The following is a 14,090-nucleotide window of genomic DNA, read 5'->3' as shown; positions in this document are numbered from 1 at the left end:
GCGCGATCCCTCAGGCCTGGCTGATGTACATGGTGATGTCGGCGCGGAATACCTTCTTGTCACCGACGTAGGCGAGCACCGGGACGATAACGTCGCCTTCCTGGTTCCAGTCCACGGCACGGCCATCGGCCACGGCGCGTACGTCACCGTCGGCCTTGGCCAGGTATTCCACGGTCATGCCGCGGGGAATCCAGCGGCGGCCCTTGGGGATCGACACGTCGGTCATGGTCCCGGCGGCCAGTTCGGCAGCGTTGCACAGGGCGATGGCGTGCACGGTGCCGATGTGGTTGAGCACTTCGCGGCGCTTGGGGAAGGTCACTTCCGCGTAGCCTGGGCGCAGTTCGACGAACTGCGGGGCGATGCTGGCGAAGTAGGGGGCGACCTGGCCGATCATGGCGCTGAACTGCGCGGGGCCGGCCTGCTGGTACATTTGCATCATCTGACTCATGGCAACTCCGGGGCAAAGCGGATTGAAGATGGATGCGCGCCCAGGCAGTATACGAAGACTGGAAATTTATTCTAGAAAAATATTCTAGAATTCTGTTCGAGCGGTTTTTCCAACAGGAACCCCATGGCCCGACCTTCCCGCAAAGACGACATTCTCCAGGCCGCGCTGGCCTGCTTCAGCGAATCCGGCGTGGACGCCACCACCATCGAGATGATCCGCGACCGCTCCGGCGCCAGTATCGGCAGCCTGTATCACCACTACGGCAACAAGGAACGGATCATCGGCGCGCTGTACCTCACGGGCGTCGGCCAATATGCCACACTGCTCGATGCCGGAATCGAGGACGGGATGAGCGCGGAGGCTTGCGTGAAGCTGTTCGTCACCTGCTACGTCGACTGGGTGGCGGCGAACCCGGAGTGGGCGCGTTTCATCCTGCACAGCAGGGGGCGTGTCGAAGCGGGAGAGGTAGGCGAGGCGTTGCGCGAAGCCAACCGCGAACAGGGCCGCCGCATTGCCGGGCTGCTCTCCGAGCACCGCAAGGCCGGGGCGTTCAAGGAGCTGGCGCCGGAGCTGTTCAATTCAGTGGTGATCGGCCCAAGCCAGGACTACGCGCGCAACTGGCTGGCCGGGCGCACGCGTGTGGACTTGATCGATTGCCGGGATCAGCTGGCGCAGATTGCCTGGGAGAGCGTGCGGGCCTGATGGTCTGCAGGCTTAGGCGGATGCACCTTCTGTAGGAGCGAGCTTGCTCGCGAACGGTGTTCCCGGCAGTTGCGGCGCTGCATCGGTTCGCGAGCAAGCTCGCTCCTACGAAGGGCCGTAGGGCGAGTAACCTGGAACAGGTTATCCGCCGTCCCCTGGCGGCGGATAACGCTGGCGCGTTATGCGCCCTACGAGAAACGCTGGATCGGTTCAAGCAAGCTCGCTCCTACACAGAGCCAAAGAAAAAGCCCCGCGATGCGGGGCTTTTTCATGTCGCTGAATCAGCTCTGCCGGGTCAGGCCAGCTGGCGGCGACGGAACAGCGGTTGCGGCTGGGTCACCGAGGTCTGGTAGACCTCGCTGAAGTCGTCCAGGCCCGCCAGCGCTGCTTGCGGATCGCGGTCGGCGCGGATGGCGTAGGCGTCGAAGCCGCAGCTCTGCATGAAGAACAGCTGGTCACGCAGGACATCGCCGATGGCGCGCACTTCGCCCTTGTAGCCGAAGCGCTCGCGCAGCAGGCGCGCGGTGCTGAAGCCGCGGCCGTCGGTGAAGGCCGGGAAGTTCACGGCGATCACCTGGAAGTTGTCCAGGTCGCCGGCGATGGCTTCGGGCTCTTCGTCCGCATCCAGCCAGACGCCCAGGCCGCCGTCGCGACCGCGCAGGGCAGGGCCGTGTTCCAGCCACAGGTTCAGCGGGATGATCACGTCGTCGCAGTTGGGCACGGTTTCCAGGGTCGCGTCCTTGGGCAGCAGGTGCCAGCGGTCGTCGACGACCTCGCGGTGCTTAATGATTCGCTGCATATACGCGCTCCTTGAAGGGGTCGATGCCGATGCGACGGTAGGTATCGAGGAAACGTTCCTCTTCGGTGCGCTGTTCCACGTAGACCTTGATGATCTTCTCGATCACGTCGGCCATCTGCTCCTGGGCGAAGGACGGGCCGAGGATCTGCGCCAGGCTGGCGTCGCGGCTGGCGCTGCCGCCGAGGGAGACCTGGTAGAACTCCTCGCCCTTCTTGTCCACGCCGAGGATGCCGATGTGGCCGACGTGGTGGTGGCCGCAGGCGTTCATGCAGCCGGAGATGTTCAGGTCGATGGCGCCGATGTCGAACAGGTAGTCCAGGTCGTCGAAGCGACGCTGGATGGCTTCGGCCACCGGGATCGACTTGGCGTTGGCCAGGGAGCAGAAGTCGCCGCCCGGGCAGCAGATGAGGTCGGTCAGCAGGCCCACGTTCGGGGTGGCGAAACCGTTCTCGCGCAGTTCGCCCCAGAGGGTGAACAGCTGCGCCTGCTCGACGTCGGCGAGGATGATGTTCTGGTTATGGCTGTTGCGCACTTCGCCGAAGCTGTAGCGATCGGCCAGGTCGGCGACCACGTCCAGCTGCTTGTCGGTGATGTCGCCGGGCGCCACGCCGGTGGGCTTGAGCGACAGGGTCACGGCGACATAGCCGGGCTTCTTGTGGGCGAAGGTGTTGCGGCTACGCCAGCGGGCGAAGCCGGGGTTCTCGGCGTCGAGCTGGGCGAGGGCGGCGTCCTGGTTTTCCAGGGCCTGGTAGGCCGGGTCGACGAAGTGCGCGGCCACCCGCTGCAGCTCGGCGTCGGTCAGGGTGCTCGGGCCGTCCTTCAGGTTCGCCCATTCGGCGTCGACCTTCTGGGCGAAGACTTCCGGCGTCAGCGCTTTCACCAGGATCTTGATGCGCGCCTTGTACTTGTTGTCCCGACGGCCATAGCGGTTGTACACGCGCAGGATGGCGTCCAGGTAGGACAGCAGGTGCTTCCACGGCAGGAATTCATTGATGAAGTTGCCGACGATCGGCGTACGGCCCAGGCCGCCGCCGACGGAGACGCGGAAGCCCAGCTCGCCGGCTTCGTTCTGCACTGCTTCCAGGCCGATGTCGTGCACCTCGATGGCGGCACGGTCGCTCACGGCGCCGTTGACGGCGATCTTGAACTTGCGCGGCAGGTGGGCGAACTCGGGGTGGAAGGTCGACCACTGGCGGATGATCTCGCACCAGGGGCGCGGATCGACCAGCTCGTCATGGGCGACGCCGGCGAACTGGTCGGTGGTGGTGTTGCGGATGCAGTTGCCGCTGGTCTGGATCGCGTGCATCTGCACGGTGGCCAGCTCGGCGAGGATTTCCGGCACGTCTTCCAGTTCCGGCCAGTTGTACTGGACGTTCTGGCGGGTGCTGATGTGCGCGTAGCCCTTGTCGTAGTCGCGGGCGATCTGCGCCAGCTTGCGAACCTGCTGGGAGTTCAGCAGGCCGTAAGGCACGGCCACGCGCAGCATGGGCGCATAGCGCTGGATGTACAGGCCATTCTGCAGACGCAGCGGGCGGAATTCCTCGCCGGTCAGTTCGCCCGCCAGGTAACGGTGGGTCTGATCGCGGAACTGCTTGACGCGATCCTCTACGATCCTTTGATCGTATTCGTCATATACGTACATGAATCATCCTGCTGTCAGGCTATAGCGCTCAGGGCGTACTGCGTTTCCCAGCGCGCACGGCAACGCGCTCCACGCGGAGTGGGGCGCACGATACCAGTTCGGGAATATGCGCAAAAGTGATGTTTGAGTATATGGCGAGAACTTTCGGATCTAAGCCGCGCCAGGCCTGAGGCTCAGGCGGGACGGGGGCTTGCGCCGGTGCCCGGGCTCGCCGTTGCGGCGCTGCCCTTTATACCCATTTCAAACGGCAGCGGTGCAATTGGCAGTCGATCAGGCTTCGCGGCCGTGGGCAGCATCACGCAGTTGCGAGGTGTCGACGCGGACGAAGATCGAGTCGCCGACGCAGGTCAGCACGTCGCCGGCGTAAACCTCGCAGATGATCCGGCTCTTGCGGCCGACTTCGCCCTCGACATGCGCCCTGAGGGTCAGCGGCACGCCCATGGGCGTCGGCTTGATGTACTTGATGCCCAGGTTGCCGGTGACGCAGTCGATACGCGGCAGGCTGCCTGGCTCGCGGCCCTCGGCGCGGTAGTGGTAGGCCATGGCGGTCCAGTTGGAGTGGCAGTCCACCAGCATGGCGATCAGGCCGCCGTAGACCAGCTCCGGCCAGCCGCAGTACTTGGCCTCGGGTAGGTGTTCGGCAACCACGTGGATACCGTCCTCGTGCCAGCGGCTCTTGATGTGCAGTCCGTGCGGGTTGCTGCCGCCGCAGCCATAGCAGACACCCTCGGGCGCGACGGTGTCCTGTAGCGATACCAGGTTCATTACTGTTCCTTGTTCTTGTCGTTGTGCTTGTCGAGCAGCCAGCCTAACGGCTTTCGAAGCAGGGCGGGAGTAGCGGGGCGGGCAGAGCTGGTCTTAACTCGTGGTGTGGTTCTTCAGCCAATAACGAGAAGATGGGGGAAGCATGAGCGAAGAAACGTCGAACAAGACCAGCGACAGCGTCGTCGATGCCCGCGCCGCATTCATCCTGATCCTGCTGGTGGTCGCGACCGCGGTGTTCTGGGTCAGCCATCAGTGACAGCAGTGCCGGCGGGCCGTCCTGCGGCCCGCTGGTACCAAACGCCTCGCCGCCTGTCCTACAGCCCGGCGAAATGCAGCACCAGTTGCACCAGCCCGTACAGCAGCAGCACGAAGATCAGCGTGAAGAGAATGCCCATGGCGATGAAGTGACTGGGCTTGCCGTGGGTGAAGTCGCGCGCCCGGTTGCGCCCGCTCTGCACGCCGAAAGCCGCGGCCAGCACGCTGTGCAGCATCTGCCAGAAGGTCGGCGGCTTGTTCTGTTGCTCGTCCATCGTTCATCCTCCTTTTGCCTGCAAGCCTAGCTCCTGACGGAGCTGGCGCTAGAGTTCGATCTGCGTCCACTGGCGCTTCTGCCACATCACCGCGAAGATCGCCGAGGCCAGCCCGCGCTGCAGAATCTGCATGCTCCAGATCGCCAGCAGGCCGCCGCCCAGTACCGGGCCGACCAGGTAGGCCAGCGGCAGGAAGAACAGCCACTGGTTACCCAGGCTGACTGCCATCACCGTGCGCACGGCGCCCGCGCCGAGCAGTGCCTGGGTCAGCACCAGCGCCGTGGCGTCGATCACCATGCCCATGCCGGTGAGCATCAGCGGCACGCGGCCCAGTTCGATCAGCGCAGGGTCGCTGACGAACAGCCGCAGGATGGCCTCGGGGAATATCCAGAACGGCGCACCCAGCAGCGCCAGCCCACAGGCCGCCACCTTCACCACGTCCCAGCCCCAGCGGTGCGCGCTGTCGAAATCGCGCTCGCCCATGCTCTGGCTGACCAGGGTGGTTGCCGCCATGCCCAGGCCGACGCCAGGCAGGATCAGGAACAGCGCCAGGTTGATCAGCACGTGGGCCACGGCCAGTTCGCGGGTGCCGACCTGGGCGATGATCCAGAACAGCAGGGTGATGCCGGCGGCGAAGAAGAACTGCTGCAGCGAGTTGGGCAACGACAGGCGCAACAACGTGCGGACGTCGCGCTCGCTCGGCAGGCGCGGGTGACAGCCTTGGGCGCGTGCATCGCGCCAGGTAATCCAGGCGTAGATCAGCGAGCCGATGTACAACGCCAGGGTGGTGCCCAGGCCGCTGCCCACCGCGCCCATGCGCGGCAGGCCGAACAGGCCGTGGATCAGGCTGTAGCTGATCGCCGCGTTGGCGAGGTGCATGACCACCAGAGTGCGCATGTACATGCCTGATCGCCGGGTGCCGTTCCAGTAGCCCCGGAAGGAGAAGTTCAGGCCCACGGCGAGCACCGACAGCGCGCGCCATTCGAAGTAGGGGATGCCGACCGCCAGCACGTCAGGGTCGCTGGACAGGGCGCGGACGATGGGCTCGGCGAACAGCAGGCAGATCAGCGTGATCGGCAGCGACAGGCCCAGCGCGACCAGCAGCCCGCAGTTCAGCGGTGCGGCCAGCTCGTCGCTGCGACCTTCGCCCCGCCGGCGAGCTACCAGCGCCTGTACGCCGGCCCCCAGCCCCATCACCAGGGAGATGGCGACGAAGTTGGCGTAGCTGCCGATGCCGACCCCGGCGAGGGATTTCTCCCCCAGGTGGCCAACCATGGCTGCATCCACCAGGTTGAGCAGGCTCTGGCTGAGCATGCCGCCGATGATCGGCAGGCCCAGGCTGAGAATGTTCTGGAACCGCTGGCGCTCTAGCATGGCGTCTCGGGGCAGTGAATTCCGGCTTGTTGTGGATATCCGGCGGGCCGTGCCGGTGAGGCGCCGCTGTGGGAAATCCTAGCCGAAGGGCAGGCTTCCTGCTCCCTTTTGGGGCGGAATATGCCTACGAACATTGCGAAGTTGTTCCGGTGATATTTCCGATGTTTGTGTGAGGTCCGTCACGTTTTTTCGGCTTGGCGAACGAAGGCGGCGTACTACGCTGAAATTCAATTGACCAGGGCAAACCTGTGCGAAAGCCAGGGACGCAAAGCCACCGATCTACCGCCCGCAAGGGCCATGACCGCGGGGTTGCCAAGCAGGCCGGACGTTCGTCCGCGCCCTCTGCGAGCTTGTGCTCGGCATCCTCCAACGTCCCGGTGAGCCTCCTGATCAACCCGTGCAGGTTGATGGTGTTTGTTGGCCCAAGGGAGCGCGCCGATGAATCAGCCGTACCAGCTTCAGTACACCTACGGGTTCGCCCGGATGGCGTTGCGTGATCAGGTGGTGTTCAAGTCCATTGTCGGCTTGCTCAGTGGTCGCACGTTGGCGAGCTGGGCGTATGTCGATGGCCCGGCCGACCTGCTGGTGGAGGGCGAGGAGGGCGAGCCGCGGGTGCAGTTGCGCACGGCCGAGGGTGAACCGCTCTGGGTGCACTGGCCGCTGCGTGCCAGCGAGGTATTCGATTGCCTGGAACGTGCCGCCCGCGCCATCGGCCAGCGGCCGGCGCATTCCACGGGTGAAGCTCTGCGCCTGAAGCACTGGCCGGCAGCGGCGCTGCTCAAGGGTGATCACCGCTACGTCCGGCTGGCCACGCTGCTCGGTGCAAGGACCATGAGCCTGGACGAGCTTTGCGAGCGCTCCGGCGTGCCGCGCCACGTGGCGGAGAGCTTCGCCCGCCTGATGGCCGCCCAGGACATGCTCCAGCCCGGCGAGGCCCTGCCGGCGCGGCCCGAGCAACAGGCAGCCGCCCCCGTCGGCCTGCTGGCGCGCATCCGCCGCCACTTCGGCCTTGGCGGTGCTTCGGAGGCCGGTCGATGAGGGAATACAAGATCCTCTTCACCGGCACCATGGGCGCCGGCAAGACCACCGCCATCGCCGCGATCAGCGATATCGAGCCGGTCAGCACCGATGTGCAGAACAACGATCCCAACCTGGACAAGGCACGCACTACGGTCGGCCTGGACTACGGCGAAGTGGTGCTCGGGCCCGATGAGCGCCTGCGCCTGTACGGCACGCCCGGTCAGGCGCGCTTCGCCTTCATGTGGGGCATCCTCGCGCGCGGGGCGCTGGGGCTGGTGATCCTGATCGACAACTCGCGGCCCGATCCGCTGGGCGACCTGCAGGTTTACCTCGATGGCTTTGCCGACTGCATCGCCGGTGCGCCCTGTGTCATCGGCGTCGGGCGACTGCCAGGGCATCCCGTCCCCGGCCTGGATGACTACGCCGCCGCGCTGGCGCGGGCCGGCCACAGCTTCCCGGTAGTCGAAGTGGACGTACGCGAGGCGGAGCAGGTGCGCATGCTGCTCGACCTGCTCCTGCTGCAACTGGAATGCACGGCGGCCTGAAGCCTGACGTTTGCAACCGACTGGAGTCGACCATGGAACACGCCTTGACGAGCTTGCCGGAAAGACTGCGGAACGACGCCGAACAGGCGTTGGATGAGCTCGGCGCCAGCCTGGGGCGGCTGAGCGCGGCGGTGATCGCCACCACCGACGGCTTCGAGGTGGCCTCCCGCGCCGGCAAGGGGCTGGAGGTTTCCAAGCTGGCAGCCATGGCCTGCTCGATTTCGGCCCTTGGCGCCATGGTCGGCCAGGAGAGCGAGGTCGGCCCGCACCAGAACGTGATAGTCGAGGCCAGCGAGGGCTACATCGTCATCGTCGACATACCGCATCCGAGCCATCCGATGATCCTCAACCTGGTCGCCGATCGCGAGGAGATGCTTGGCCAGGTGCTCTACCAGGCCAAGCGAACGGCAACCCGGCTGGCGGATCTGTCGCTGGCCGGCTGAGACAAAAGGCTTCGCGGCGCGCGCGGTCGCGGGGCCCCTATAACAGGACGCGCACTCAAGGAGTAATCGCTATGGCAGCACTGCAACAATCGCTGGACGAACTGCTGAACCTGGATGGTGCCCTGGCGTCGGCCGTGGTGGATGCCAAGAGCGGCATGCTGCTCGGGCAGGCAGGAGGCGGCGTGGACCTGGAACTGGCGGCCGCGGGCAACACCGAGGTGGTGCGCGCCAAGCTGAAGACCATGAAGTCCCTGGCGCTCAACGACGTGATCGAGGACATCCTCATCACCCTCGGCCGGCAGTACCACATCATCCGCCCGATGGCGAAGCACGAAGGGGTGTTCATGTACTACGTGCTGGACAAGGTGAAAGCCAACCTGGCGCTGGCGCGGCGCAAGTTGCAGGAGGTCGAGGCGCAGGTGGCGATCTGAGGTGAGCTGATGGACGTGGGCGGGCGGGGAGGCCCGCCCACGCTTTGCGCAAGGAGTGCTTACTCCTCGAACAGGCCGTGCCAGCAGTCGCTCAGCTCGCCCAGTTCGAAGGATTTCACCCAGGACTGCTTTTCCAGCCACAGACGGGTGGTCTCGCGGTCGGCTTCGGTCAGGCTGCCGACGTCGTTCAGGCACAGGTAGCCGGTGAACTCGCCGTCTTCGGTGGCGCCGCCGACGAAGACCCAGCCTTCGGATTCGACGAAGGCGATCCACTGGTCGAGCACGTCATCCAGGTCGCCGGTGTAGTTCACTTCGAGGCTGAAGCCGAACTCCTGGAACTCGCCCAGGCGCAGCTTCTTCAGCAGGCGGCGTTTGCGAGGCTTGGCCATTTGTTCGGGGGTGAGGTATTTCATCTGTGATTCTCTCTTCAGCGGAAGCCTGGCGGGTGGCCAGCTTCGATCCGTTGTGCCCTGGGGGTGCCCAGGATGGCGGGATTATCCCGCATCTGCGCAGGATATGCAGCGAAGCTTTTCCCCAGGCCGCGGACCTGCCTGACGAAACCGCCGCGCCGGGCGGGCCCGGCTGCGGCGTGGGGCGTCAGATCAGTTGTCGTAGCCCAGGTTCGGCGACAGCCAGCGCTCGCTGGTGCTGATTGCCTGGTCCTTGCGCGCGCTGTAGCGTTCGATCTGGTCCTTGTCGAGCTTGCCCACGGCGAAGTACTGCGCCTGCGGATGGGCGAAGTACCAGCCGCTGACGGCGGCGGCGGGGAACATCGCGTAGTGCTCGGTCAGGGTCACGCCGGACAGGCCCTGCGGATCGAGCAGCTGGAACAGCGTGCCTTTCTCGGTGTGGTCCGGGCAGGCCGGGTAGCCGGGCGCCGGACGGATGCCGACGTACTGCTCCTTGATCAGCGCCTCGTTGTCCAGGTGTTCCTCGGGCTGGTAACCCCAGTATTCCTTGCGCACGCGCTCGTGCAGCCATTCGGCGCAGGCTTCGGCGAGGCGGTCGGCCAGGGCCTTGACCATGATCGCGCTGTAGTCGTCGCCCTTGGCCTCGTAGGCCTTGGCCACTTCCTCGGCGCCGATGCCGGCGGTGGTGATGAAGCCGCCGACGTAGTCCTTCACGCCGCTGTCCTTCGGCGCGACGAAGTCGGCCAGGCTGAAGTTCGGCTTGCCGTCGGGCTTGATGGTCTGCTGGCGCAGGTGGTGCAGGGTGGCCAGCTTGTGGCCGTCGTCGCCGTAGACTTCCAGGTCGTCGTGGTGCACCTGGTTGGCCGGCCAGAAGCCCAGCACGGCACGGGACTTGATCAGCTTCTCGTCGATCAGCTTCTTCAGCATCGCCTGGGCGTCGTTGAACAGGCTGGTCGCCGCTTCGCCTACGACTTCGTCGGTGAGGATGCGCGGGTACTTGCCGGCCAGGTCCCAGGAGATGAAGAAGGGCGTCCAGTCGATGTACTCGGCCAGCACGTTGAGGTCGATATCATCCAGCACCTTGACGCCGGTGAAGCTCGGCACCGGCGGCTGGTAGCCGGCCCAGTCGAACTTCGGCTTGGCGGCGATGGCCTGTTCGTAGCTCAGGCGCTCGGTGCGCGCGCTGCGGTTGGCGGTGCGTTCGCGCACTTCCGCGTACTCTTCGCGGAGCTTGCGGGCGTACTCGGGCTTCATTTCCTTGGACAGCAGCGTGGTCGCCACGCCCACCGCGCGGGAGGCGTCGGTGACGTAGACCACCGCGTCGTTGCTGTACTGCGGGTCGATCTTCACCGCGGTGTGCGCCTTGGAGGTGGTGGCGCCGCCGATCAGCAGGGGCAGGCTGAAGTTCTGCCGCTGCATCTCCTTGGCCACGTGGACCATCTCGTCCAGCGACGGCGTGATCAGGCCGGACAGGCCGATGATGTCGCACTTCTGCTCGCGGGCGGTCTGCAGGATCTTCTCCGCCGGGACCATCACGCCCAGGTCGACGATGTCGTAGCCGTTGCAGCCCAGCACCACACCGACGATGTTCTTGCCGATGTCGTGGACGTCACCCTTCACCGTGGCCATGAGGATCTTGCCCTTGGCCTCGGGCTTGTCGCCTTTTTCCGCTTCGATGAAGGGAATCAGGTGCGCCACGGCCTGCTTCATCACGCGGGCGGATTTCACCACCTGCGGGAGGAACATCTTGCCGGCGCCGAACAGGTCACCGACCACGTTCATGCCGGACATCAGCGGGCCTTCGATGACCTCGATGGGGCGCGCGCACTTCTGCCGGCATTCCTCGGTGTCTTCGACGATGAAGGTGGTGATGCCCTTGACCAGGGCATGCTCCAGGCGCTTCTCGACGCTGTGGCTGCGCCACTCTTCGTCTTCCACTTCCTTGACCGCGCCGCCGCCCTTGTAGTTGTCGGCGATGGCCAGCAGCGCCTCGGTGGCGTCCGGACTGCGGTTGAGCACCACGTCCTCGACCTTGTCGCGCAGCTCCTTCGGAATCTCGTCATAGATCTCCAGCTGGCCGGCGTTGACGATGCCCATCGTCAGGCCGTTCTGGATCGCGTAGTAGAGGAACACTGAGTGGATCGCCTCGCGCACCGGGTTGTTGCCACGGAACGAGAACGACACGTTGGACACCCCGCCCGAGGTCAGTGCGTAGGGCAGGTTGTCACGGATGTAGGCGCAGGCCTCGATGAAGTCGACCGCGTAGTTGTTGTGTTCCTCGATACCGGTGGCGACCGCGAAGATGTTCGGGTCGAAGATGATGTCTTCCGGCGGGAAGCCCACTTCGTTGACCAGGATGTCGTAGGAGCGCTGGCAGATTTCTTCCTTGCGCGCCTGGGTATCGGCCTGGCCGGCTTCGTCGAAGGCCATCACCACCACGGCGGCGCCATAGCGCTTGCACAGGCGGGCGTGGTGCTTGAACTGCTCGACGCCTTCCTTCATGGAGATGGAGTTGACGATGCCCTTGCCCTGGATGCACTTCAGGCCGGCTTCGATCACCTCCCACTTGGAGGAGTCGATCATGATCGGCACGCGGGAGATGTCCGGCTCGGAGGCGATCAGGTTGAGGAACTTCACCATGGCCGCCTTGGAGTCGAGCATGCCCTCGTCCATGTTGATGTCGATCACCTGGGCGCCGGCTTCCACCTGCTGCTGCGCCACTTCCAGCGCTTCGGCGTAGTTCTCCTCGCGGATCAGCCGCGCGAACTTGGCCGAGCCGGTGATGTTGGTGCGCTCGCCGACGTTCACGAACAGCGAGTTGCGGTCGATGGTGAAGGGTTCCAGGCCGGACAGGCGGCAGGCCTTGGGAATCTCCGGGATGGCGCGTGGCGCGTACTTGGCCACGGCCTTGGCGATGGCCTCGATATGGCCCGGCGTGGTGCCGCAGCAGCCGCCGATGATGTTGAGGAAGCCGGATGAGGCGAACTCTTCCACGACCACTGCCATTTCCGCCGGGGTCTCGTCGTACTCGCCGAAGGCGTTCGGCAGGCCGGCGTTGGGGTGGGCGGAGACGTGGGTCCCGGCCTTGGTCGCCAGCTCTTCCAGGTACGGGCGCAGCTCTTTCGCACCGAGGGCGCAGTTGAGGCCGACGGAGATCGGGTTGGCGTGGCGCACCGAGTTCCAGAAGGCCTCGGTGGTCTGGCCGGACAGGGTGCGGCCGGAGGCGTCGGTGATGGTGCCGGAGATCATGATCGGCAGCTCGACGCCCAGCTCTTCATAGACGCCCTGCACGGCGAAGATCGCGGCCTTGGCGTTGAGGGTGTCGAAGATGGTCTCGATCAGGATCAGGTCCGCGCCGCCCTCGATCAGGCCGCGGGTGGATTCGCTGTAGTTCTCCACCAGTTCGTCGAAGGTGACGTTGCGGAAGCCGGGGTCGTTGACGTCCGGGGAGATCGAGCAGGTGCGGCTGGTCGGGCCGAGGACGCCGGCGACGAAGCGCGGGCGGTCCGGGGTTTCGGCGGTCTTGGCGTCAGCCACTTCACGGGCCAGGCGCGCGCCCTCGACGTTCATCTCGTAGGCCAGTTCCTGCATGTCGTAGTCGGCCTGCGACACGCGGGTGGCGTTGAAGGTGTTGGTCTCGAGGATGTCGGCGCCGGCATCGAGGTAGGCCTTCTCGATGGCCTGGATCACGTCCGGGCGGCTGAGCAGCAGCAGGTCGTTGTTGCCCTTCACGTCGCTCGGCCAGTCGGCGAAGCGCGCGCCACGGTAGTCCTCTTCCTGCAGCTTGTAGCTCTGGATCATGGTGCCCATGCCGCCGTCGAGGATCAGGATGCGCTCCTTGAGGGCTTGCTGGAGGGCTTGCAGGCGTGCGGCACGGTCGATCATTGGAATACCTGGGGGAAAAGGGCGTGGCGAAAGGTCGCTGATGATAGCAAAGCTGCACAGCTTTCCGGTGGTTCGCGGTTTTCCATGAATTCTGCTCATGTTGGCGCGAGGGACGACTTGACGTCCTGTCAACCGCGCCCCGGCCGGACCTGACAAGTCCGGAACTGCCTGACGACGGGCTTGCTGGAAGAATCCACGGCACAAGGCGGCACGGATGAGGAAGTTTCGCGTCGCTGGCCGCTCGCCCAAGGAATCCGTACGCAAGGAGACACCCATGTCGCAGAACGCCAACACCCTGATGCTGTTTTTCAAGGAGCAGGGCCCGCACGAGCTGTGCGTGCTGTCGCTGGTCAACCTGATGCGGGGTGACGAGGAGAAATCCCTCGTCTACCAGCAGCGCCTGGGCGTCGATCTTTCGGGAGTCTGGCAGGGCGAATGGTTCAACCAGCAGTTCAGCGCGCAGCCCGAGTACATCCGCCTGGACTTCGACACCTCGGTGCGCGCCAACCTGCCGCTGCTGCTGCTGGAGAGCCTGTTCGAGCGCGGCCTGCGCGCGGCGGTGGTCGAGGTGTTCCATGGCCAGGTCGGCGAAACCCAGCGCCACCATTTCCTCGACGGCAAGCTGGTGAATCGCTCCGACCTGTATCACCGCGAGCCCTTCATCGCACCCATCGTCACCGCCCAGTTGGACGTTCAGCGCGAGGAAGGGGAGGAGGACACCAGTGTCTGCGTGGCGCGACCGGTGCCCCTGCGCAAGTTGATCGAGGAAGAGCGCGAGCAGGAGGAGAAAGCCAAGGCGCTGGTGGAGGGCATCGCCGAAATCGCCAAGGTGGCGCGCCAGACGGGCGTCGGCCCCGCCGGCGTGATCAAGACCGGGCTGGTGCTCTGGCAGATGGCCAAGGGCTTGCTGCATGCGGTGATCCTGACCGTGCTGGCGCTGGTGTTCTTCAAGGGTTTCTGGATGTGGCTGGGCCTGGGCGTGGTACTCGCCATCGTCCTGCCGCTGCTGTATGGGTGGGTCGAGTACAGCGACCTCAGCGAAAAGCGCGAGGAACCCGAGGTTGCCGATGGCGCGGACTGATGCGCCAGCTTCCGG

At 65.3% G+C, this 14,090-nt stretch carries 14 protein-coding genes and 1 riboswitch; of the genes, 6 read left to right on the top strand and 8 right to left on the bottom strand.

Features of this window, described 5'->3' with window-relative positions:
- Window positions 1–10: 10 nt before the first annotated feature.
- Window positions 11–448, bottom strand: a complete 438-nt coding sequence (locus tag A6723_RS25975; RefSeq protein WP_024763305.1) for a hotdog fold domain-containing protein — start codon at window positions 446–448, stop codon at window positions 11–13.
- A gap of 123 nt (window positions 449–571) precedes the next feature.
- Here A6723_RS25975 and A6723_RS25970 point away from each other — a divergent pair, with 123 nt between their 5' ends.
- Window positions 572–1,150 (top strand): TetR/AcrR family transcriptional regulator, encoded by a 579-nt coding sequence (locus tag A6723_RS25970; protein ID WP_054907708.1) that lies wholly within the window; start codon window positions 572–574, stop codon window positions 1,148–1,150.
- 295 nt (window positions 1,151–1,445) lie between these two features.
- On the opposite strand, the gene A6723_RS25965 is transcribed toward A6723_RS25970, so the two are convergent.
- From A6723_RS25965 to A6723_RS25945, 5 genes are all read right to left on the bottom strand, one after another.
- Window positions 1,446–1,949 carry a DUF934 domain-containing protein gene (locus tag A6723_RS25965; protein ID WP_054907707.1) on the bottom strand — a complete coding sequence of 168 codons (504 nt, stop codon included), beginning with the start codon at window positions 1,947–1,949 and terminating at the stop codon, window positions 1,446–1,448.
- Window positions 1,933–3,591 carry a nitrite/sulfite reductase gene (locus tag A6723_RS25960; protein ID WP_045208334.1) on the bottom strand — a complete coding sequence of 553 codons (1,659 nt, stop codon included), beginning with the start codon at window positions 3,589–3,591 and terminating at the stop codon, window positions 1,933–1,935. The genes A6723_RS25965 and A6723_RS25960 overlap by 17 nt, the downstream gene beginning before the upstream one ends.
- Window positions 3,592–3,861: 270 nt before the next feature.
- On the bottom strand, window positions 3,862–4,356 hold the full coding sequence (locus tag A6723_RS25955) for a PaaI family thioesterase (protein WP_054907706.1): 495 nt from the start codon (window positions 4,354–4,356) through the stop codon (window positions 3,862–3,864).
- 314 nt (window positions 4,357–4,670) lie between these two features.
- Window positions 4,671–4,886 carry a DUF2970 domain-containing protein gene (locus A6723_RS25950; protein ID WP_024763310.1) on the bottom strand — a complete coding sequence of 72 codons (216 nt, stop codon included), beginning with the start codon at window positions 4,884–4,886 and terminating at the stop codon, window positions 4,671–4,673.
- A gap of 48 nt (window positions 4,887–4,934) precedes the next feature.
- Window positions 4,935–6,260, bottom strand: a complete 1,326-nt coding sequence (locus A6723_RS25945) for an MATE family efflux transporter (RefSeq protein ID WP_054907705.1) — start codon at window positions 6,258–6,260, stop codon at window positions 4,935–4,937.
- 229 nt (window positions 6,261–6,489) lie between these two features.
- Window positions 6,490–6,577: riboswitch (cyclic di-GMP riboswitch) on the top strand.
- A gap of 121 nt (window positions 6,578–6,698) precedes the next feature.
- Here A6723_RS25945 and A6723_RS25940 point away from each other — a divergent pair.
- From A6723_RS25940 to A6723_RS25925, 4 genes are all read left to right on the top strand, one after another.
- Window positions 6,699–7,298, top strand: coding sequence for a hypothetical protein (locus A6723_RS25940; protein WP_054907704.1), 600 nt, complete (start codon window positions 6,699–6,701; stop codon window positions 7,296–7,298).
- The gene (locus tag A6723_RS25935) at window positions 7,295–7,825 is read left to right on the top strand and encodes an ATP/GTP-binding protein (protein ID WP_054907703.1); all 531 of its coding nucleotides are present in this window, start codon (window positions 7,295–7,297) and stop codon (window positions 7,823–7,825) included. The genes A6723_RS25940 and A6723_RS25935 overlap by 4 nt, the downstream gene beginning before the upstream one ends.
- A gap of 32 nt (window positions 7,826–7,857) precedes the next feature.
- Window positions 7,858–8,268, top strand: a complete 411-nt coding sequence (locus tag A6723_RS25930) for a hypothetical protein (RefSeq protein WP_024763314.1) — start codon at window positions 7,858–7,860, stop codon at window positions 8,266–8,268.
- Window positions 8,269–8,339: 71 nt separating this feature from the next.
- Window positions 8,340–8,699, top strand: coding sequence for a hypothetical protein (locus A6723_RS25925; RefSeq protein ID WP_017519512.1), 360 nt, complete (start codon window positions 8,340–8,342; stop codon window positions 8,697–8,699).
- A gap of 59 nt (window positions 8,700–8,758) precedes the next feature.
- Here the strand turns inward: A6723_RS25925 and A6723_RS25920 are convergent, their stop codons facing one another.
- Together A6723_RS25920 and metH are read right to left on the bottom strand one after the other, a co-directional pair.
- A complete protein-coding gene (locus tag A6723_RS25920) occupies window positions 8,759–9,112 on the bottom strand; it encodes a 50S ribosome-binding protein YggL (protein WP_024763316.1) in 354 nt (117 codons plus the stop codon).
- Window positions 9,113–9,301: 189 nt separating this feature from the next.
- Window positions 9,302–12,994 (bottom strand): methionine synthase, encoded by a 3,693-nt coding sequence (gene metH / locus A6723_RS25915; protein WP_054907702.1) that lies wholly within the window; start codon window positions 12,992–12,994, stop codon window positions 9,302–9,304.
- A gap of 274 nt (window positions 12,995–13,268) precedes the next feature.
- Between metH and A6723_RS25910 the strand changes: the two genes are divergently transcribed.
- Window positions 13,269–14,075 (top strand): hypothetical protein, encoded by an 807-nt coding sequence (locus tag A6723_RS25910; protein ID WP_054907701.1) that lies wholly within the window; start codon window positions 13,269–13,271, stop codon window positions 14,073–14,075.
- Window positions 14,076–14,090 lie beyond the last annotated feature (15 nt).

Source organism: Pseudomonas sp. AU11447 (assembly GCF_001672555.2).
GTDB classification, from domain to species: domain Bacteria; phylum Pseudomonadota; class Gammaproteobacteria; order Pseudomonadales; family Pseudomonadaceae; genus Pseudomonas; species Pseudomonas nitroreducens.
The sequence above is the reverse complement of the archived record's forward strand: the minus strand, read 5'-3'. Positions and strand labels throughout refer to the sequence as shown.